The 20,150-nt window shown below is 65.5% G+C and carries 16 protein-coding genes, 1 tRNA gene and 2 pseudogenes; 7 read left to right on the forward strand and 12 right to left on the reverse strand.

The annotated features are described in order from the left end of the window. Window positions 1-23 precede the first annotated feature (23 nt). The gene (gene queC / locus AC5P65_RS17120; protein WP_111098894.1) at window positions 24-689 is read left to right on the forward strand and encodes a 7-cyano-7-deazaguanine synthase QueC; all 666 of its coding nucleotides are present in this window, start codon (window positions 24-26) and stop codon (window positions 687-689) included. A 63-nt stretch (window positions 690-752) separates the two neighbouring features. Here queC and AC5P65_RS17125 read toward each other — a convergent pair whose 3' ends face one another. Then, window positions 753-1,751, reverse strand: coding sequence for a DUF2268 domain-containing putative Zn-dependent protease (locus AC5P65_RS17125; protein ID WP_495230948.1), 999 nt, complete (start codon window positions 1,749-1,751; stop codon window positions 753-755). 178 nt (window positions 1,752-1,929) lie between these two features. On the opposite strand from AC5P65_RS17125, the gene AC5P65_RS17130 reads away from it, so the two are divergent. Both AC5P65_RS17130 and AC5P65_RS17135 read left to right on the forward strand, forming a co-directional pair. Then, window positions 1,930-2,005, forward strand: a tRNA-Lys gene (locus tag AC5P65_RS17130). Window positions 2,006-2,276: 271 nt separating this feature from the next. Further along, window positions 2,277-2,605, forward strand: a pseudogene (locus AC5P65_RS17135) (transposase); the annotation flags it as partial. Here AC5P65_RS17135 and AC5P65_RS17140 read toward each other — a convergent pair. From AC5P65_RS17140 to AC5P65_RS17150, 3 genes are all read right to left on the reverse strand, one after another. Next, the gene (locus AC5P65_RS17140; protein ID WP_146256821.1) at window positions 2,581-3,264 is read right to left on the reverse strand and encodes a hypothetical protein; all 684 of its coding nucleotides are present in this window, start codon (window positions 3,262-3,264) and stop codon (window positions 2,581-2,583) included. The pseudogene AC5P65_RS17135 and the gene AC5P65_RS17140 overlap by 25 nt on opposite strands. A 163-nt stretch (window positions 3,265-3,427) precedes the next feature. Then, the gene (locus AC5P65_RS17145) at window positions 3,428-3,937 is read right to left on the reverse strand and encodes a hypothetical protein (RefSeq protein ID WP_111098891.1); all 510 of its coding nucleotides are present in this window, start codon (window positions 3,935-3,937) and stop codon (window positions 3,428-3,430) included. Window positions 3,938-4,607: 670 nt separating this feature from the next. Continuing rightward, a complete protein-coding gene (locus AC5P65_RS17150) occupies window positions 4,608-4,946 on the reverse strand; it encodes a hypothetical protein (RefSeq protein ID WP_005418498.1) in 339 nt (112 codons plus the stop codon). Window positions 4,947-5,119: 173 nt separating this feature from the next. On the opposite strand from AC5P65_RS17150, the gene AC5P65_RS17155 reads away from it, so the two are divergent. Beyond that, the gene (locus tag AC5P65_RS17155) at window positions 5,120-5,977 is read left to right on the forward strand and encodes an alpha/beta hydrolase (RefSeq protein ID WP_111098890.1); all 858 of its coding nucleotides are present in this window, start codon (window positions 5,120-5,122) and stop codon (window positions 5,975-5,977) included. A gap of 82 nt (window positions 5,978-6,059) precedes the next feature. After that, window positions 6,060-6,997: pseudogene (locus AC5P65_RS17160) on the forward strand (alpha/beta hydrolase). A 76-nt stretch (window positions 6,998-7,073) separates the two neighbouring features. Here the strand turns inward: AC5P65_RS17160 and AC5P65_RS17165 are convergent. Together AC5P65_RS17165 and AC5P65_RS17170 are read right to left on the reverse strand one after the other, a co-directional pair. Next, window positions 7,074-7,496 (reverse strand): response regulator, encoded by a 423-nt coding sequence (locus AC5P65_RS17165; RefSeq protein ID WP_111098889.1) that lies wholly within the window; start codon window positions 7,494-7,496, stop codon window positions 7,074-7,076. Between the two features lie 92 nt (window positions 7,497-7,588). Beyond that, window positions 7,589-8,356, reverse strand: coding sequence for a CPBP family glutamic-type intramembrane protease (locus tag AC5P65_RS17170; protein ID WP_111098888.1), 768 nt, complete (start codon window positions 8,354-8,356; stop codon window positions 7,589-7,591). A 150-nt stretch (window positions 8,357-8,506) separates the two neighbouring features. On the opposite strand from AC5P65_RS17170, the gene AC5P65_RS17175 reads away from it, so the two are divergent. Continuing rightward, window positions 8,507-8,815, forward strand: a complete 309-nt coding sequence (locus AC5P65_RS17175) for a TFIIB-type zinc ribbon-containing protein (RefSeq protein ID WP_111098887.1) — start codon at window positions 8,507-8,509, stop codon at window positions 8,813-8,815. A gap of 86 nt (window positions 8,816-8,901) precedes the next feature. On the opposite strand, the gene AC5P65_RS17180 is transcribed toward AC5P65_RS17175, so the two are convergent. From AC5P65_RS17180 to AC5P65_RS17205, 6 genes are all read right to left on the reverse strand, one after another. Continuing rightward, the gene (locus AC5P65_RS17180) at window positions 8,902-9,414 is read right to left on the reverse strand and encodes a GNAT family N-acetyltransferase (RefSeq protein ID WP_021203715.1); all 513 of its coding nucleotides are present in this window, start codon (window positions 9,412-9,414) and stop codon (window positions 8,902-8,904) included. 81 nt (window positions 9,415-9,495) lie between these two features. Beyond that, window positions 9,496-10,521, reverse strand: coding sequence for a copper resistance protein B (locus tag AC5P65_RS17185; protein ID WP_111098886.1), 1,026 nt, complete (start codon window positions 10,519-10,521; stop codon window positions 9,496-9,498). Further along, window positions 10,518-12,329 (reverse strand): copper resistance system multicopper oxidase, encoded by a 1,812-nt coding sequence (locus AC5P65_RS17190; RefSeq protein ID WP_111098885.1) that lies wholly within the window; start codon window positions 12,327-12,329, stop codon window positions 10,518-10,520. The genes AC5P65_RS17185 and AC5P65_RS17190 overlap by 4 nt, the downstream gene beginning before the upstream one ends. A gap of 75 nt (window positions 12,330-12,404) precedes the next feature. Next, the gene (locus tag AC5P65_RS17195; RefSeq protein WP_111098884.1) at window positions 12,405-12,785 is read right to left on the reverse strand and encodes a CopL family metal-binding regulatory protein; all 381 of its coding nucleotides are present in this window, start codon (window positions 12,783-12,785) and stop codon (window positions 12,405-12,407) included. A gap of 206 nt (window positions 12,786-12,991) precedes the next feature. Beyond that, on the reverse strand, window positions 12,992-14,797 hold the full coding sequence (recQ, locus tag AC5P65_RS17200) for a DNA helicase RecQ (protein WP_180832918.1): 1,806 nt from the start codon (window positions 14,795-14,797) through the stop codon (window positions 12,992-12,994). Between the two features lie 560 nt (window positions 14,798-15,357). Beyond that, window positions 15,358-15,906, reverse strand: a complete 549-nt coding sequence (locus tag AC5P65_RS17205; RefSeq protein ID WP_006439098.1) for a Dps family protein — start codon at window positions 15,904-15,906, stop codon at window positions 15,358-15,360. 86 nt (window positions 15,907-15,992) lie between these two features. On the opposite strand from AC5P65_RS17205, the gene hrpA reads away from it, so the two are divergent. Next, window positions 15,993-20,075, forward strand: a complete 4,083-nt coding sequence (gene hrpA / locus AC5P65_RS17210) for an ATP-dependent RNA helicase HrpA (protein ID WP_180832917.1) — start codon at window positions 15,993-15,995, stop codon at window positions 20,073-20,075. The last annotated feature ends 75 nt before the right edge of the window (window positions 20,076-20,150 follow it).

Genomic DNA, 20,150 nt, shown 5'->3' on the forward strand with positions numbered 1-20,150 from the left:
CCTCCCAACCGGATGTTTTACCCATGAAGAAGGCAGTCGTGCTTCTCTCCGGCGGCATGGATTCAGCCGCCGTCATCGCCATGGCCCAGGAACAGGGCTTCGCCGTGCATGCCCTGAGCGTGCGCTACGGCCAGCGCCACACCTCCGAACTGGACGCCGCCGCCCGCGTGGCCAAGGCCCAGGGCGTGGTCGCGCACAAGACCGTGGACGTGGACCTGCGCAGCATTGGCGGCTCGGCGCTGACCGACGACATCGACGTGCCCGAGGCCGGCGGTGCCGGCATCCCGGTCACCTACGTGCCGGCGCGCAACACCATCATGCTGTCGCTCGCCCTGGGCTGGGCCGAAGTGCTCGGCGCCAACGACATCTTCTGCGGCGTCAACGCGGTGGATTATTCCGGCTATCCGGACTGCCGCCCCGAGTTCGTGGCCGCGTTCCAGGCGTTGGCCAACCTGGCCACCAAGTCAGGGGTGGAGGGCGCGGGCATCAAGGTGCACGCACCGCTGCAGTTCCTCAGCAAGGGCCAGATCGTCAGCGAAGGCGTGCGCCTGGGCGTGGACTTCGGCCTGACCGTGTCCTGCTACAACGCCGACGCCAACGGCGCCGCCTGCGGCCACTGCGATGCCTGCCGCCTGCGCGCGCAGGGTTTCGCCGAAGCCGGCGTGCCGGACCCCACGCTGTACGTCTGAGGTGATGGGGCTGATGCCCCAATGGTGGGTGCGAACCGTTGGTTCGCACTCTCTGTCCCGGCGCTACCGGCGGTTGGAGTCTGGTAGTGCCGGCCGCTGGCCGGCAGCCTCATCAGGCAACCACCCCGATGCCTCGATGAACGCCCGCACCGCCTTCGGATCGGCATAGTCCAACTCGATCATCCGCGCGATACCGGCCTTCTCGTCGGCCTGCTGGCGCATGTACTCCTGCGCGATGCGATACCCAGCGTAGTACCCCAAATCACTCACCCCGAATGGATTGCGGGCGCTGTTGTAGAGCCAGTTGTCGAGGTTACCCCCGTCCATCTCGGCAATGAAGCGCGTGCGGATTTCCGGCTCGTGCGCGGGCCCGTAGGCATACAGCGGCAACGCCGGCCGACGCCCGCTCAGCCGCTCGCCCACGTACTCGGCCACACCCTCGCGCACCACGTACTGCGCCAGGCTGCCGGTGGTCTCGCGCTGCTGGGTATGCACGTACTCGTGCAGGTTGTTCTGCGCGTTGTTCGCCCCCGGACGGCTGTCGTAGAAGATCCGTAGCCGGTCGCGCATCTTTTCGGGCAGTTCGCTCACGTCCACGCGCTCATCGCCCAGCGCCATCTCGGCACCGATCAGCACCTTGTCACCCAGCGTGGTGCCGCCGGTGCGCAGCACACCGACTGCGTAGGTGATGGTGGCCGGACGCAGGGCGGGGTAGAGCGTGCGGAAGGCGGCCAGGTCCCGCTCCAGAGTGGCGCTGGCCTGCTGCGCGTTGGCGGTCAATGGGCGTACCGACGTCCAGAAGCGCGGCCACGCGCGCATGGCCTCGGCGTATTCGCGGGCGGTATAGTTGCGGACATGCGTCAGCGCATGCAGGCCGGGGCTGCCTGGATCGATGTAGCGCTCCTGCACGAGTGCGACCTGGCGTTCAACGTCGGGCTCGGCGCGCACCGCGTCATAGGTGGCCCAGAAGCGGCCGATGTCGTCGGTGACGACCTGGGATGGGGTGGCCAGTGCCGTACAGGGCAGCAGCAGGGCGGCAACGAGGCAGAGGGGCAGGCGCATCCGTGGCTCCGGGCAGGAATCACAGCTGGGATGCGCGTGAGGCCCGGAAGGTTTAAGCGGGTTCGCCAGATCGGGTAGTGCCGGCCGCTGGCCGGCATCCTCGACACGCTGGGGTTTCACCCGGCCCGCCAAAGTAGGGTAGAATGCCCACCCCGCCGAAAGGCTGGGGCAGTGCAATGGGCCGTTAGCTCAGTCGGTAGAGCAGAAGACTTTTAATCTTTTGGTCGAAGGTTCGAATCCTTCACGGCCCACCAATTGCATCAGCGACTTAGGCGTCCTTTTGGGCGCCTTTTTCTTTTGCTCCTGAAAACCCTACCGAACACTTCGGGAGAGATGCGGGTTTCACGACAGGCAAGCGATGATCGTATCTATCGCGCATGGCGGCGCTCTTGTGCCCCCGACGTCCCTCAGGTTTTGAGTAGCACGGCGATTTGGAGTTCAATCCCCGACAAGCCGGAGATTGGACATGAAGAACGCTTTTCCGAAGAACAGATCATCGGCTTCCCACGCGAGGCAGAGGCCGGCATGGCGGTGAAGGACCTGTGCCGTCGACATGGCTTCAGCGAGGCCTCGTACCAACTGTGGCGCAGCAAGTTCGGTGGCATGAGCGTGCCCGACGCCAAGCGGTTGAAGGACCTGGAAGCCGAGAACGTCCGGCTGAAGAAGTTGCTGGCCGAGCAGCTGTTCGAGAACGATCTGATCAAGGACGCGCTGCGAGAAAGGTAGCGGACCCGCCGGTGCGGGGTGCGCTGGTGCGGCAGTGGGTGCAGCGCGGGGCAAGCGAGCGCCGTGCCCTGGCGATCATTGGGATGAGTGCCAGCGCGCTGCGCTATGTCCGGCGCGAGGATCGCAACGTTAAATCCTGAGGTGCAGTAGCTATTGTTGGATTGGAGGGGGGGGCGCCGCCAACAACATACTCCGCGTTGACTGACTTCGGCATGTTGGGGCGGACTTCAATCTTGAGACCGGTGACTCTTTCAAGCTTCTTGATTGTATCCTTCAACTCTTCTGCTTGGCGGCTGTCGCCGTTTATGTCAATCAGCACCCGTTCTTCGCCTGGGAACCCAGTCGTCCCCGTGATGCCTGGTATGGCGCTGTGAAGAAGAGGTCTGTGCTTAGCAAGGAGCGCGTAAAACTCGTCCTGGGTGTACTTGTGACCAACCTCGAACACCACGCGGGTCGTCGCGCTCTCGGTGTTGATCGTTCGATCCGCGACTGGATCTGGCCCCTTGAGCTGCACCAGGATGTGTTGATCTGGCGCGTCTTTGATCGACAGTTCCGTTAGACGATCTGCGAACTCGATACGCAACGCTTCAATATCCGACATCACCTCACCTTGAACCGCTAGGCGCGTGATTGCTTCGTCTATCGAGACCGTAGGGTGTTCACTCATGTAGCTGTGAATTTGAATCCGCATCTCCTTGCCTTCCTGCGTGTCAGCGTCAGGCACCTGCGCCAAAGCACAGGTGGATACAAGAAGTGCTGCGGAGCATCCTAGAACCTTCCTTTTCATGCGACATCTCCAGAGTTTGTAACAAATCATGGAGGCTTTCACGCTTCTCGATGCGCGAGCCTAGCACTGTCTCCCCTCGGGCACTGAGACGTAACTCACAAGCTTCAGTGGAATGATTGTGCACCCTGATGTCTGTACTGTGGGGGTGTTCGTATACGCGTCTTTAGATGTGCTGAAGCACTTCATAGATTAGGCGATTGGTCCCTTGCCTAAGAATTTCGTACACACCCAGCCGCTCCTGCTGCTCGCGAAACAAGTCAATCATTCGCTCCACTTCATTCCGGCTGTATGAGTTGTACTTCCTCATAGTGTCCAGCTGCATGAAGTCGTCGGCGTGCAGGTTGTCGATAGTGGCGACTTCGATGACGGCATCCTTGCCGCCGAAGATTATATCCACGGTCTTTCTTGCCATTGGCTGGCTACCAATGTGGATTTGATAGTTGCGAAGCATCCGCATGAAATGAAGAAGTGGACTTGTGCTGCTCGTAATCCTATAGGCGTGTCCTGCGTTATTCATTGCTTCTTCTATGCCCACGAATTCGGTCAGCGCGGCCCGCACGTGCATTGCTACGTGGAGGGCGGCTGGCACCCCGTCGCGAATTGGGATATCTGAGCCGCCCGAAAGAAAGAGCATATAAAGGGCGGATGTCGCCCTCTCGTAAAGCTGAGGCACTTGTTGCAGCGCGCTGAAAGGACTCTTCCGTGCGGTGGGTAGTAGCCGCGCTGGTCAACACCGATGTTAGGTTGCAAATGGCCCTGCATTGCAGGGCCCATTGCGTTCTTGCGCCGCCTTTTCAAGCGCGTGTTAGTAGTAGGGGCGCTGCGGATCGTCCATCGCCATTTGCAGCTCATCCATATGGTTAGGGTCGGGAGTTGAGCCAGGTGTCCAACCATTCGCTCTTGAGGTTGATGACGGTGCGATCGTGGCCCACCTCAGCCACTTCCGACATTGGGTCATCGGTCACGGCGGGGGGGGCGTCGGGACGTCGCCAAGATTCTGGAATGGCAGGAGAGGGTCCGGGGCAACCGGCTGGCCAAGGCCGACCAGGATCCGTCATTCGGGGGGATGGGGTAGGCCTTGTTGAGGCAACTGGAGGGGGAGGAAATCCGTTCCGCAAAATTCCTGCGCCCGTTGTGGCTCAAGGCTTACAAGCGCCCGCTTTAAAGATTGAAGTGGAACGAGTGGCGGCGTAAACCATTGAAAGTAATGAAATTACCCAGTTACTCTTAATCTTTTGGTCGAAGGTTCGAATCCTTCGCGGCCCACCATTGCATCCCATGACCCAGGTCATTCAGAAAGGCATCGCAATGCGGTGCCTTCTTTGTTGCCTGGTCCAGGGCCTCTACTTCGTCCGCATTCCCTTGGCTTTCGCGGCCGCCGCGTCGGCAGCTTCTTGTGCAGCCGTCGCTGCCGCATTCGCGGAACGCACGGCTTCCGCTTGAGCCGCGTCAAAGTCAGCCCGGCGCTGCGCGCTGATCCGGCGTTCCAGTTCTGAATATGCGACGTAGCTCTCCGGATGCTTCGCGACGCAGGCCTGCTGCAGCAGCGGGATCGCGTGGTCGGACAATCCCGGTTGGAGGTGGGCGAGCAGGCAGTCCGCATATGCTGCGGATGCTGGCGGAGTGCTGCTGGCCTGAGGTGAGGCGGCGGCAAGGGCGGTGGCGATCAATACACTCAACATGGGAACCTCCTTGTGGATATGAGCGTGGCGGTGACCAGTCCGTGAGCCATGGTGCGCGTTGCATGACCATCACCGACTCCATGGTGCTCCAGTTCCGGTCGATCGGCAAAGTGCCGCGAACGACAGTGCCTCCGGCGGTCTATTCTCAGCGCTTACCCAATATGGACCGCCCCATGCGTCTGATCGTGCTGTCGCTGTCGCTGTCGCTGTCGCTGTTGTTGTCCGCTGTCTCCGCCGCGCCGCTGATGGCTGCAGAAACCGCGCCGTCCGCTGCCGCCTCGCCTTTGGTCATCGGTGAGACCTTCACCATCGAGTCGAAGGCGCTGGGCGAAACCCGCCGCATCAATGTTTACCGCCCGCAGCCGTGGGGCCTGGATCCGAAGGCGCCGCTGCCGGTGCTGTACATGGCCGATGGCGGCATCGGTGAGGACTTCCTGCATGTGGCCGGGCTGGTGCAGGTGCTGAGCGGCAACGGCAGCATGCGTCCGTTCCTGCTGGTTGGCATCGAGAACACCGAGCGCCGCCGCGACATGACCGGCCCCAGCAACGACCCGCAGGACCGGAAGATCGCGCCGCGCATTGGTGGTTCGGCGGCCTACCGCGCGTTCCTGCGCGAAGAGCTGATGCCGCAGGTGCGCCAGCGCTACCCGACTACCGACGAACGCGCGCTGATCGGTGAATCGCTGGCCGGCCTGTTCGTGGTCGAGACGCTGCTGCAGGAGCCAACGTTGTTCAACAGCTACATCGCGCTGGACCCCAGCCTGTGGTGGAACCGTGGCGCAATGCTGGCCGGCGCAGCCAAACAGCTGCCGGCGGTAACGCGTGCGCAGCCGCGCGTTTTCCTGGCCAGCAGTGGGCAGCCGGAGCTGGCCGCATCCACTGCACGACTGGCCGAGTTGCTGCAGCAGGCTTCGCCGTCGCCGCTGGTGAAGTACCTGCCGCTGCCCGAGGAAACCCACGCCACGATCTATCATCCGGCCGCGTTGCAGGCGCTGCGCACACTGTTCCCGGCGCCGCCGGCCTCGCCCTGACCGCACTGGCAGCGGGTTGCGCACCATGCAAGGATGCGGCAGCGGCGCCATCCGGTGCGCCGCCCGCAATGGGAGCGTGTGGATGCAGCGTGTGCGTGGATGGAGTGTGGCGGCTTGCCTGGCCGTGAGTGGCTGTGCGATGTCGGTGGCGCCGCCGGCAGCGCAGAGTGAAGCGAAGGAGACCCCGGCCGCCGCTTTGTCGGGCGTGGTGCTGCCGGATACCGAAGCGCTGCGCGTGCACGATCCGATCGGCCGCGATTATCCGGTGTGGGTGGCGTTGCCGGCCGACTACGCCGCACATCCGGAAAAGCACTATCCGGTGCTGTACGTGACCGACGCGCTGTACAGCTTCCCGCTGGTGCGCAGCGTGCGCAACCTGGTGGGCCAGAAGGGTGTCAACCTGGAGGATTTCATCTGGTTGGGCTGCCGCCGCAGGAAGGGCTGACCTCCAAGCAGAGCCGCTCGCGCGATTACACGCCCAGCGACCCGGCGCGTATCGATCCGCGTGATTACAGCGATGACGTCAGCTACGGCGGCGCGGCGCACTACCGCGATTTCCTAGCTGGGCAGGTACTGCCGATGATCGATGCGCGCTACCGCACCGATCCGGCGCGGCGTGCCTATGCGGGTCATTCCTATGGTGGCCTGTTCGGCGCCTACGTGCTGACCACGCGCCCGGATATGTTCCGCACCTACATCCTGTCCAGCCCATCACTGTGGTTCGACTACCATCGGGTGCCGCGCATGCAGGCCGAAGCCAAGGCGCCGGCGCAGCCGACCACGGTGGTGCTGTCGGTGGGCAGCTTTGAAACGGTCAAGCCCGAACCGCGTTATTTCACCCGCAACGACATGCTGCGCCACAACGCATAATTCGCCGAGCAGCTGCGCAGCAGCGGGCGATCATTGAAGGTGGAGAACATGGTGATCGATGACGAGGATCACTTCACCGTCTACCCGGACATGATCACCCGCGCACTGCTGAAGGTGTTCCCGGGTACCGGACCGTACAGCAGCGGTTGATGATGGGCGGCATCCACGCATGGCGTGGATCTACAGGGCCATTGCAGTAGGTCCACGCCATGCGCGGATGAACGCCTCAGGCCGCCTGTGAATCCGGCCCGGTCAATACGCCCACATCGGCATGCCGGAAGCACAGCCGGATGGCGTCGAGCAGCTCGCTCATGTTGTACGGCTTGGGCAGGAAATGGATGCCGTCGCGCAGCTGCGGCAGCACTTGGTGCTGGTCCATGCCCGACGTCACCAGGATCGGCAGCTGGGGATACAGGCCGCGGACCCGGTTGGCGGCTTCAATGCCACTGATTGCACCCAGATTCACGTCGGTGAACAGCAGATCGAAACGCTCACCGGCGGCCAGTAGGCCCAATGCCGCTTCGGCAGAGCTCACGCCCGCCACGTGGCAGGCCTGGCTTTCCAGCGCCAGCCGACTCAGTTCGCGGGTTTCCTCGGCGTCCTCGATGAGCAGGACGCGGGGTTCGACGTGGCGCTTGGACAGCAACATGACGCGACAACTCCGGACAGCAACGGTGAAATGGCGCGCAAGTATGCGCAAGCCAGTAGTGATCCCGACGTGCACGGCAGGCTAAGCGGGCGTTACAGGCTTCTCTGGCGCCGGAGCCGCACGTGCCAGGCCAGTACCGCGGCCGCGAGCAGGGCGGTGCCGATGCGCAGACCGGTGGCCTGCCAGCCCAAAGCGACGGCGTCGTCGAGGCTGAACACATTCCAGGCCAGGTTCATCGAAACGTGCAGGGCCAGGCCGCACCACAGCGTGTCGCCGTCGAGGTGGTCGAGCCAAGCGAAGATGAAGCCACCGAGGGCGATCACTGCGCCGACGAACAGCGCGATGCCGCCACCGTCGAACCCGCCGAAGCCGAGCCAGTGCACCATGCCGAACAGCAGCGCCTGCGGCAGTGCAAGCCATGGCCAGGGGCCGCGCACGATCTTCACCAGCAGCACGAAGCCCAGGCCGCGGAAGAGTACTTCCTCGGCCAGCGGGAACAGCACCGCCAGCATGGTGGCATCCAGTACGGTCAGTGCCTTGTTCGGTGTACCGAGCAGCGCCAGGCCCAGCCAGCAGGGCAGGCTGGCCAGCAGTACCCACATCGGGCCGCTCCAGCCGTTGCCGCGCAGCCCCAGGCTGGCCATCAGGCCCATCCCGCGTGGCCGCAGCAGCGCGGCCAGCAGAAGTGCCACGAGTACGGCCAGCGCGTTGTCGACCAGGCTGCCGCCGTAAGCAATGGGCAAGGCGGGAATCGGCGTGCCTGCGGCGGCTGCGATGTCGCGCAGATTCAGGCCAACGCCAACGCCGAACAGCACCAGCAGCAGGCGCGCGGCGCTGGGCAGGCGGGACAGGACGGTCATGCACGCACTCCCTGCGGAACCAGCTTGCAGTGTGGAAGATGGCGAGGGACGCTGGCACGCGCCGGAAGTCCCTGTGCCATCGGTCATGTGTTGCCGCACAGTCATCACAGCGCAGGTACAGTCGTTACCAGACCGACAGGAGCAATGCCGATGCTGTGCCCCGTGTGCAAGACCCAGACCCTGCAGATGGCCGAACGCCATGGCATCGAAATCGACTATTGTCCTGGCTGCCGAGGTGTGTGGCTGGATCGTGGCGAGCTGGACAAGATCATCGAACGTGCGGGCGCCGGTGCGGCCGTACCGCCGCCAGCGCCCGTGCAGGCTCAGCCGGCGTCCGCGCCGCCACCAGTGATGCACCGTGATACCCGCCACCTCGGCCAGCGCTACGAGGACAACCGTGGCCACGGCTACAAGAAAAAGAAGAAGGAGAGCTTCCTCTCCGAGTTGTTCGACTTCTAGGCGCTTCGCTCTCTGTAGAGTCGAGCCATGCTCGACTGGCTGTTGCCGCCAATAGTCGAGCATGGCTCGACTCTACAAAGACGTGATCACGGCCGCCGAAGGATGAACTCGCGGTCGTGGGTATCGCCCACGATGAAGTCGTACTCGCCAACCTTGCTGCAGCCATAGCGCGCGTAGAAGCGCTGCGCGCCGAAGTTTTCTTCCCATACGCCCACCCACAGGGTGCGGCGCTGCGGCTGGTCCAGCCACGCCATGAACGCGTCCATCATGCGTGCACCATGGCCGCCGTTCTGGTGCGCGGCCAGGATGTAGAACCGCTTCAGTTCGATGTCGCCTTCGCGTGCATCCGTGTGCGGCAGGGTGTTGGCACCGGCGGCCAGATAGCCGACCACGGCATCACCGTCCATCAGCAGCCAGATCGCGCTGCGTGGGTCGGACAGTTCGATGCGCTGCGGTTCGCTGCTGTAGTGCGCCTGCAGGAAATCGTGCAGCTCCTGCGGCGGATAGGAATCGCCCCAGGTTTCGTTGTAGGTGGCAATTGCGATGGCCGACAGCGCGTCGACATCGGCAAGGGTGGCGCGGCGGATCTGCAACGACATGGCGGTGCCTGCATTGGAACGTGGCGCAGTGTAGCCGGCCCCGGCGGCTGCCGGGGCTGGCCACTGCTCACGAACCGCTGCTCAGAACCACATGCGCACGCCCGCCACCCAACGCGTGTCGCGCGCGTGGTCACCGGCATAGTCGGCGGTGTCGCCAAACGTACGTTCGTGGCTGATGCCGATGTACGGCGCGAAGCGACGGCTGAACTCATAGCGCAGGCGCAGCCCGGCTTCGACCTTGTTCAGGCCACGGCCGATGCCGTACTCCTGCTCGTCCTTGGCCGCAACAGTAGCTTCCAGCAGCGGCTGCAGGATCAATCGGTTGGTCAACAGCACGTCGTACTCGACCTCGGCCTTGGCCAGCACCTGGCCGCCGGAGCCCATGTACAGCGTGGCCGAGCTTTCGAACTTGTACGGCGCCAGACCCTGGATGCCGATGGCCGCCCATGTGCGCGAGTCGGACGGGCGGAAGTCCTGGCGCACGCCGACCAGCACGTCCCACCACGGCGACACGCTGCGACCATACAGTGCTTCCAGTGACGACGATTCGGTGCGGCCGCGGCTGCGTTCGCCATCGGTGCGCAGCCACAGGCGGTTGATGTTGCCGCCGATCCAGCCGGTGGCTTCCCAGGCCTGGCCGTTGCTGCTCTTGCCATCCCAATGCTCAAGCCGGTCGATCAGCAGCAGGCTGTTGATCTCCGGCGCGTGTTCCATCGCGCCATGCGCGATCGGCGGGAAGGCGGCGGCGCGGTCGGCATCAGTCGGGACCGGGATCGGTTCGCGCGGTTCGGTGGGTGCAGGCGTGCCGTGGCCCATCGCCCCGTGGTCCATCTGCGAATGGTCCATCGCCGCTGGCTGCATCGCGCCATGGTCCATCTTCGAGTGGTCCATCGTGGAGTGGTCCATGCCGGCGTGATCCGCCGCACCCATGTCCATCTCCGAATGATCCATCTTTGAATGATCGACCGTTTCGGCCGGGGTCTTCGCGCTCTTCGCAGGCACGTTCATCGTGCCCATGTCATGGCCCGCGTGCGACTGCGCGAACACCGGCATTGCAGCAGCCAGGCCCAGCGCCAGCAGGCTGGGGGAAAGCAGTGAGCGGCTCATTCTTCGATCCTCACTTCGCGCATCATGCCCGCTTCCATGTGGTACAGCAGATGGCAGTGATAGGCCCAGCGGCCGAGCGCGTCGGCGCGCACTCGGTAGCTGCGGCGTGTACCGGGTGGCATGTCGATGGTGTGCTTGCGCACCTGGAATTCGCCTTGTGCGTTTTCCAGATCGCTCCACACGCCGTGCAGATGGATCGGGTGCTGCATCATGGTGTCGTTGACCAGCACGATGCGCATGCGCTCGCCGTAGTTCAGCCGCAGCGGCTCGGCGCTGGCGAACGGGATGCCGTCGAACGACCAGGAGAATTTCTCCATGTGGCCGGTCAGGTGCAGCTCGACTTCACGACTGGGCTCGCGGCCATCGGGGTCTTCGAACAGGCTGCGCATCGCGCTGTAGGTCAGGACCTTGCGGCCGTTGTCGCGCAGGCCGATGCCGGGGTCGTCCAGCTTCGGTTCGGTAGCCGAACTCTGCATGTCCACCAGCGGGTTGTTGCGCTCGCTGGGCGGGTGCTTTGGCGCCTTGCTGGCGGGATCACCGCCGCCATGCGCACCGTGGCCCATGCTGGCGCCACAGCCGCCTTCCATGCCCTTCATCGCGGTCATGTCGTGCCCGCCATGACCGCCACCGCCCATGTCATGCCCCATGTCGCTCATGGTCAGCAACGGGCGCGGGTCGCGTGCAGGGATCGGCGCCTGCAGGCCATGGCGTACCGCCAGCGTGCCGGCAGCGAAGCCGGTGCGGCCCATGTCCTGGCAGAAGATGGTAAATGCGTCCTGGCCGGTGGGCTCGACCAGCACATCGTAGGTTTCGGCGGGAGCGATGCGGAACTCATCGATGCTGACCGGATGGATGTACTGGCCATCGGCGGCGACCACGGTCATCTTCAGGCCGGGAATGCGCACATCGAAGTAGGTCATCGAGGCGCCATTGATGAAGCGCAGCAGTACCTTTTCCCCGCTGCGGAACAGCCCGGTCCAGTTGCCGGCTGGCGCCGTACCGTTCATCAGGTAGGTGTAGGTATGCGCGTTGATGTCGGAGATGTCGGTGGGCGTCATCCGCATCCGGCCCCACATGCCGCGGTCGGACAGCGCGGCCGACCAGCCGTCACGCTTCGCATCGCGCAGGAAGTCGGGCAGGGTGCGCTTGTAGTAGTTGTCGTGCTCGGCAAGCTTCTTCATGCGGCGGAACAACGCACCCGGGTCCATGTCGGTCCAGTCGGACAGCAGGATCACGTGCTCGCGGTCGTGGTGGTACGGCGCTGGCTCGGCCGGATCGATGATCAGTGCACCGTACAGGCCAGCCTGCTCCTGGAACATCGAATGGCTGTGGTACCAGTAGGTGCCCGACTGCTTCAGCTGGAAGTGGTAGTGGTAGGTGTCGCCGGGGCCGATGCCGTTGAAGCTCAGGCCGGGCACGCCGTCCATGTTGGCCGGCAGCAGGATGCCGTGCCAGTGGATCGAGGTCGGGTGGCGCTCCAGCGTGTTGCGCACGAACAGGTCCACGGTCTGGCCTTCGCGCCAGCGCAGGATCGGTGCCGGCAGCGATCCGTTGACGGTGATCGCCGGGCGGGTGCGGCCGGTGAAGTTGGCCAGCGATTCGCCGATGGCCAGTTCGATGCGGGTATCGCTGAGCACGGCCGGGGCGCCGGCCAGGCGAGGCGTGGCGCGGGCGGCGGCAAGCGCGCGCTGCGGCACGCCGACAGCGGCGATGCCGGCAACCACGCCACCGGCGGCCAGGCCCTGCACGAACAGGCGGCGTGACGGCATGGGCACAGCGCCCGGACCGGGGGGAATGCGGGTATTCATGGTGGTGACTCCAGACACGTAAAGGCGCCGGCAGGGGGCCGGCTACGGTGCGCAGGGCGCACGTTGCGTGTGGAATCAGCCGATGGGAGGGCGTGAGATGGGCGGCAGCGGCGGCGCCGGCCGGCCAGTGGACGGAATCGGCTGCGGCGCCAGCGACAGTGCCGGGCCCGCCAGGTACGGCAACGGCTGCACGACCAGCAGCGGGTGCTGGGCGCAACTGCGCACGCAGTCCTTGATCTGGCAGTGGGCGTCGTGGGCGGGGGCCTTGGCCTGCGGGGCCTCGTCGGCCTGCATGGCGGCGTGGTGGTGGCAGTCGGCATCGCCGCCATCAAGGGCGGCTACCGCGTGGGCCATCCGGCCCATTTCCTCGTGACCACTGGCCATGGCCGCGTTCAGCCCGTTGAGCAACAGGCTGAGCATGAGCACGACACGGAGCAGGGTCGAGGCGAGGGACATGGCGCTAATCTAGCCGCAAGCGGCCGTGGATGCACTTCCGGCTGAATGGGCGGTTCAAGGTTGGACCTGCACCAGTGTAGAGCCGGCCCACGCTCGGCTGCCGTTCACGCAGAAGCAGCCGAGCGTGGGCTCGGCTCTACAGGGGGACGAGCGCACGGTTGGCGATGGGGAGGCGCCTGGCCAGGCGCCCGGCCAGGCGCCCGGCGCTACCCCTCTTCGCGCACGATCTCGACCAGGCGCGGGCCGTAGCGGCTCAGCTTGGTGCCGCCGATGCCGCCGACCCGTGCCAGTTCATCCAGGCTGGTCGGGCGCTGCTCGGCGATGTTGCGCAGGGTGCTGTCGTGGAAGATCACGAAGGCCGGCACGTTCTGTTCGCGGGCCAGTTCGGCGCGCAGACCGCGCAGCGCGTTGAACAGCGCCAGATCCTGCGGCAGCACAGACAGGCCGGTGCGCTGCGCGCTGCGCTCGCGCCCGCTGGCGTTGCTGGCCGGGTCGCGGCGCATGCTGATCTGGCGGCGACCGGTCAGCACGTCGCGGCTGGCATCGGTCAGGCGCAGGCCACCGTGGCCCTCGCTGTCCACTTCCAGCAGGCTGGCGGCCACCAGCTGGCGGAACACGCTGCGCCAGGTGCGCGCATCCAGGTCGCGGCCGATCGCATAGGTACTGAGCTTGTCGTGGCCCTGCTGCTTTACCTTCTCGTTCTCGCTGCCGCGCAGAATGTCGATCAGGTGGCCGACGCCGAAGCGCTGGCCACTGCGGTAGACACAGCTCAGCGCCTTCTGCGCCGGAATGGTCGCATCCCACGAGGCCGGCGGCGTCAGGCAGTTGTCGCAGTTGCCGCAGGGCTGGGGATAGGTCTCGCCGAAACCGGCCAGCAGCACCTGGCGGCGGCATTGCATGGATTCGCAGTAGCCCAGCAGGTGGTCGAGCTTGCCCCGCTCCAGCTGCTTGCGTTCTTCGCCGGCCTCGGACTGCTCGATCATCTGCTTGAGCAGCACCACATCGCCCAGGCCGTAGCACAGCCAGGCTTCGGCGGCTTCGCCATCACGACCAGCGCGGCCGGTTTCCTGGTAGTAGCCTTCCATCGACTTGGGCAGGTCGGTATGCGCCACGAAGCGCACGTCCGGCTTGTCGATGCCCATGCCGAAGGCGATGGTGGCGCACATGACGATGCCGTCCTCGCGCAGGAAGCGGCGCTGGTTGTTCGCGCGCACTTCCGGCGGCAGGCCGGCGTGGTAGGGCAGGGCGTTGAAGCCCTGGCCGCACAGGAATTCAGCGGTCTCCTCGACCTTGCGCCGCGACATGCAGTAGACGATGCCGGCCTCGCCACGGTGGCCGCGCAGGAAATCGGTCAGCTGCTTGCGGGCGTTGTCCTTCTGCACCACGGTGTAGCGGATGTTGGGGCGGTCGAAGGAGCTGACGAAGTGGCGCGCTTCCTGCAGATCCAGACGCTCGGCGATCTCGCGCTGGGTCGGCGGGTCGGCGGTGGCGGTGAGCGCGATCCGCGGAATCTGCGGCCAGCGCTCGTGCAGCACGGTCAGCTGGCGGTATTCCGGGCGGAAGTCGTGGCCCCACTGCGACACGCAGTGTGCTTCGTCGATGGCGAACAGGGCAATCTGGCTGCGTGACAGCAGCGACAGGAAGCGGCCGGTCAGCAGCCGCTCGGGGGCGACATAGAGCATGTCCAGCTCGCCGGCCAGCAGCTCGCGTTCGACGCGGCCGGCGGTCTCGGCATCCAGGGTGGAATTCAGGTACTCGGCATGAACGCCGAGCTGGCGCAGGGCTTCGACCTGGTCCTGCATCAGCGCGATCAGCGGCGAGATGACGATGCCACATCCGTCACGCAGCAGGGCCGGCACCTGGTAGCACAGCGACTTGCCACCGCCGGTGGGCATCAGCACCAGGGCATCGTGACCGGCAGCGACATGCTCCACGATGTCCTGCTGCGGACCACGGAAATCGTCGTAACCAAAGACGCGTTGAAGCAGGTCGTGCGCGGGACGGGAAGCCATCCGGCTAGTTTACCCCGGCGGGGGAGTCGGCAGGGCTGCGCCCTGCACCCGCTGCAAGCCAGTGCAACGTCAAAGGCAACAGCCGGCTCTGGGGTGATTCGTGGTTTGGTGGGGCGGTGTCGGATTGCGGGGACGCCGCAAGTACGTCCCTGTAGGCTTGGCAGCCGCATCCATGCGGCTGACACCCCGCAATCCGACACCGCCCCACCTTCGACAGTTTCCCGCGGCCGTTGGTGGGTGTCGACCTTGGTCGACACATCTGTCAGATATCGACAAACAAAATGGGGTCAGATCCGTTTTCCTGCGGAAAACGGATCTGACCCCAATGGCTTTGCCGGCAGATCGCGGAAATCTGTCGAAGGCGGGGTGGGTCCGGTGGCAGGGGTGTCCGCGGCATGGATGCCGCGGCCAAGCCCCCAAGGACGGGTTTACGGCGTCCCCTGCCACCGGACCCACCCCGCCAACCCACAGGAAACCAGCTCTTGCTCTTGCTCTGGTAGTTGCTGTTGCTTCGGCCTCTGCGGGTGCAGGGCGTAGCCCTACCGAGACCCCCAAAACCCTTACTGGAGCAGGGAACGCAGCATCCAGGCGTACTTCTCGTGGGTCTGCAGCCGCTGGGTCATCAGATCCTCGGTCGGGGCATCGTCACCCTTGGCCGCCACGTCCAGCACTTCACGGGCCGTACGGCATACCGCTTCGTTGGCGACCACCAACTGGCGTACCATTTCACGCCAGTCCGCACTGTCGGTCAGGCCCGGTTCCTCGGCGATCGAGGTCAGCGCAGCAAATTCCCGGTAGGAGCCCGGGGCATTGAAGCCCAGCGCGCGGATGCGCTCGGCCACATCGTCCAGTGCCGCCCACTGCTCGGTGTACTGCGTCTCGAACATGGTGTGCAGCGAGTTGAACATCGACCCGGTCACGTTCCAGTGGAAGTTGTGCGTCTTCAGGTAGAGCGTGAACGCATCGGCCTGGAAGCGCGACAGACCGTCGGCGATCTTCTTGCGGTCGCCCTGGGTGATCCCGATATCGATGTTCGGCGCCGACGGTGCCGCCGCCGCAAGCTTCTGCTTGCCGGTCTTGGCCTTGGTCGTGCTCTTGGTCTTCGCCATGGGGTTCCTCCTTGTGGAATCGTTGGCCTTCACAATAAACCGGTCGTGATGACTGGTCGCTTTCAAAGTTTTGAACGAACCGATTGATGAACTCTATCGATAAAAATCCATCGCCCCGCCTGCGCCAACAGCGCGCCGCCATCGACGGCGCCATGAGCCGCGACCGGGGCCGTTTGCTGGGGATGCTCTCGCGTTGCCAGGCCAAGCCACAGGATGCGGCACTGGCCGCCACCTTCGAGCAGGCCTTGCAGGCGTCGGTGCAGCGCCGGCAGGTGCGGGCGCAGCAGCAGCCGTCCATTACTCTGGACCCGCAGCTGCCGATTGCGCGTGAAGCCGACGCCATCATCGGGCTGATCCGCGACCACCAGGTCGTGGTGATCGCTGGTGAAACCGGTTCGGGCAAGACCACCCAGCTGCCGAAACTGTGCCTGGCCGCCGGCCGTGGCCAGGCCGGCATGATCGGCTGCACCCAGCCGCGACGGATTGCCGCACGTGCGGTAGCCAGCCGTGTCGCACAGGAACTGCAGAGTGAACTGGGCCAGCTGGTGGGCTACCAGGTGCGCTTCAACGACAAGGTCAGCGAAGACAGCCGCATCAAGTTCATGACCGACGGCATCCTGCTGGCGGAGATTGCCAGCGACCGCTGGTTGTCGAACTACGACACGATCATCGTCGACGAGGCGCACGAGCGCAGCCTCAACATCGACTTCCTGCTGGGCTACCTGAAGCAGCTGCTGCGCAAGCGCCCCGACCTGAAGCTGATCGTCACTTCGGCCACCATCGACACCGGACGCTTCGCCCAGCATTTCGACAATGCGCCGGTGATCAGCGTTGAGGGCCGCACCTACCCGGTGGAGGTGCGCTACCGCGCGCTGGAAGGCGAGGGTGAAGACCAGGGCGAACGTACCGTCAACGATGCCATCGTGTCGGCTGTCGACGAGATTACCCGCCTGGATGCACGCGGCGACGTGCTGATCTTCCTGCCGGGCGAGCGCGAGATCCGCGATGCGCACCAGTCGCTGGAACGGCGAAAGTACCGCAACACCGAGGTACTGCCACTGTATGCGCGGCTGTCCAACCAGGACCAGGACCGGGTGTTCAATCCCGGGCCGAACCGGCGCATCGTGCTGGCCACCAATGTGGCGGAAACCTCGCTGACGGTGCCGCGCATCCGTTACGTGGTCGATCCGGGCCTTGCCCGCGTCAAGCGCTACAGCCCGCGCAACAAGCTGGACCGCCTGCACATCGAGCCGATCTCGCAGGCCAGCGCCAACCAGCGCAAGGGGCGCTGCGGCCGTATCGCCGAGGGCATCTGTTACCGCCTGTATGCTGAGGCCGATTTCCAGGCGCGGCCGGAGTTCACCGATCCGGAAATCCGCCGCTCCAGCCTGGCCGGGGTGATCCTGCGCATGCTGCAGTTGGGCCTGGGCCGCATCGAGGAGTTCCCGTTCCTGGAAGCACCGGACGAGCGCGCGGTTGCCGATGGCTGGCAGCAGCTGACCGAACTGGGGGCGATCGATGCCGAACGGCGCCTGACCACCATCGGCAAGCAGATGGCGCGCCTGCCGGTGGACGTGAAGCTGGCGCGCATGCTGGTGGCCGCGCAGGCCGCCGGCTGCCTGCGGCCGATGCTGGTGATCGCCTCGTTCCTGGGCATCCAGGATCCGCGCGAACGCCCGCCCGAGGCGCGCGGTGCGGCCGACAGCGCGCATGCGCAGTTTGCCGACGGCCGATCCGAGTTCGTCGGCGTGCTGCGCCTGTGGGATGCCTACCGGCAGGCACATGAAGACCTGACCCAGTCCAAGCTGCGCGACTGGTGTGGCCGTCATTTCCTCGGTTTCCTGCGCATGCGCGAATGGCGAGAGCTGCATCGCCAGCTGCGCCTGCTGTGCGAGGAGCTGGGCTGGAAGGAAGAGGCCAGCGAGGCGTCGATGGCACCGTTGCTGGCCGGCAGCAGTGCGCCGGCCCCGGCGCGTGATGACGCGGCCGCAGTAAAGGCCACCCGCGGCCAGTTGCATCGTGCCGCGCGCCTGGCCCGCGAAGGCAAGGCCGAGGCCGCACCGGCACCGGTGGCCGTGCGCGCGCAGAAGGAACAGGCGCCCGCCGGCGGCGGCTTCAGCGAACGTGTGCGTGGCGCTGCCTACCAGACCCTGCACCGTGCGTTGGTGGCGGGCCTGCCGACGCAGATCGGCCACCGCACCGAGAAGGGCGATTTCCAGGCGCCGCGCCAGCGCCGCTTCCTGCCGTTCCCCGGTTCGGCGCTGGCCAAGCGGCCACCGCCGTGGCTGCTGGTGGCCAACCTGCTGGATACGCAGAAGGTATGGGGCATGACCCTGGCCGCGATCGAGCCGGACTGGGTGATCGCCGAACTGCCGCACCTGCTGCTGCGCAAGCACTTCGACCCGCACTGGTCGCGCGCGCAGGGCCAGGTGCTGGCGTCCGAGCAGATCAGCCTGTTCGGCCTGGTGCTGGCACCGAAGAAACCGGTCCACTACGGCCGCATCGCGCCGGGCGAGGCGCATGACATCTTCGTGCGCCAGGCACTGGTGACCGGCGAGATCAATACCCGCGCCAGTTTCGTCGCCGACAACCAGAAGGTGCTGGAGGTCGCGCGCGAGGAAGAAGCCAAGCTGCGCCGCGCCGGCATCGTTGCCGACGAAGACTGGCAGGCACGCTGGTACCTGGACCGGGTGCCGCCGCAGATCCATTCGGCCTCCGGCCTGGATGCCTGGTGGAAGGGTCTTGCGCCGGAACAGCGCAAGACCCTGCACTGGTCGCTGGCCGACCTGTTGCCGGGCGAAGGCAGTGAGCAGGAGCGCTACCCGAAGTACCTCGCGCTGGGCCAGGCACGATTGCCGCTGCATTACCGCTTCGAGCCGGGTGCCGAGGATGACGGCGTAACCCTTGACGTACCGCTGCACCTGCTCAACGCATTGGATCCGGTGCAGCTGGGCTGGCTGGCGCCCGGCTTCGTTGCCGACAAGGCTGCGGCGCTGATTCGCAGCCTGCCCAAGGCGATGCGCCGCAACTACGTGCCGGCGCCGGACTTTGGTCGCGCGTTCTACGAGGCGTTCCCGCAACCCAGTGCCGATGCCATCACCGGCGAACTGGCGCGTTTCCTCTCACGCGCGACAGGCGCCACGGTGACCGCGCTCGATTTCGAGCCCGGCTCGATCGAACCGCACCTGCACATGAACCTGCGCCTGCGCGACGAGCAGGGCAGGGTGCTGGCCACCTCGCGCGACCTGGACGCATTGCGCGCGAAGTTCGGTGGGCGCGCGGGCGACGCCTTCGCTGCACGCGCCGGACGTGAAATGGCGGCTGATGGCCTGCGTACCTTCCCGGCCACGCCGATTCCGCTGCAGGTGCCCGGCGAAGCCGGCGTGCCGGCCTATCCTGCGCTGCTGGACGAGGGCGACAGCGTGGCGCTGCGCATCTTCGCTGATCGGCAGCAGGCGCAGGCGGCTCATCCGCTGGGTGTGCGCCGCCTGCTGGAGATCGCGCTGGCCGAGAAGATGAAGCAGGCACGCAAGCAGTTGCCGGTGGGTGCCAAGACGGGCCTGCTGTATGCGGCGATCGAATCGCAGGAACGCCTTCGTGGCGACCTGGTCGATGCGGCGATGAACGCCGTACTGGCTGAAGGCCTGGAAGACATACGCGACGCGGCGGCCTTCGAGCAGCGCCGCGAGCATGCGGCCAAGGCGCTGTTCGGTGAGGCCATGTCGCGGCTGAAGCTGGCCGAGACCATCCTGGCGCTGGTGGCCGAACTGAAGCCGATGCTGGAAGCGCCGCTGATGGGCTGGGCGCGCGGCAACCTGGACGACATGGAGGCGCAGCTGGCCGGGCTGATCCATCCAGGCTTCCTGCGCGATACACCGGCCGACGCATTGGCGCAGTATCCGCGCTATCTGAAAGCGATGATCCTGCGCACCGAGCGCGCCAAGCGTGATCCGCCGCGCGATCAGGCGCGCATGCTGGAACTGCATCCGTTCCTGGAAGCGCTGGAAGTGGCTGAGCAGCAGGGCCTGCGCGAGCACCCGCAATGGCAGGCGCTGCGCTGGGATCTGGAAGAGCTGCGGGTGTCGCTGTTCGCGCAGGAGCTGGGCGCGCGGACCGGCATCTCGGCGAAGAAGCTGGCGCAGCGGGTAGCCGCACTGCGCCAGGCGTGACTCCGATGATGTGATGACGTAGAGCCGAGCCCATGCTCGGCTGCTTTTTTGATGCCTCGTCATCTTCCCGTGCAG

This window comes from Stenotrophomonas sp. YJH_SMC_48-3, assembly GCF_059369375.1.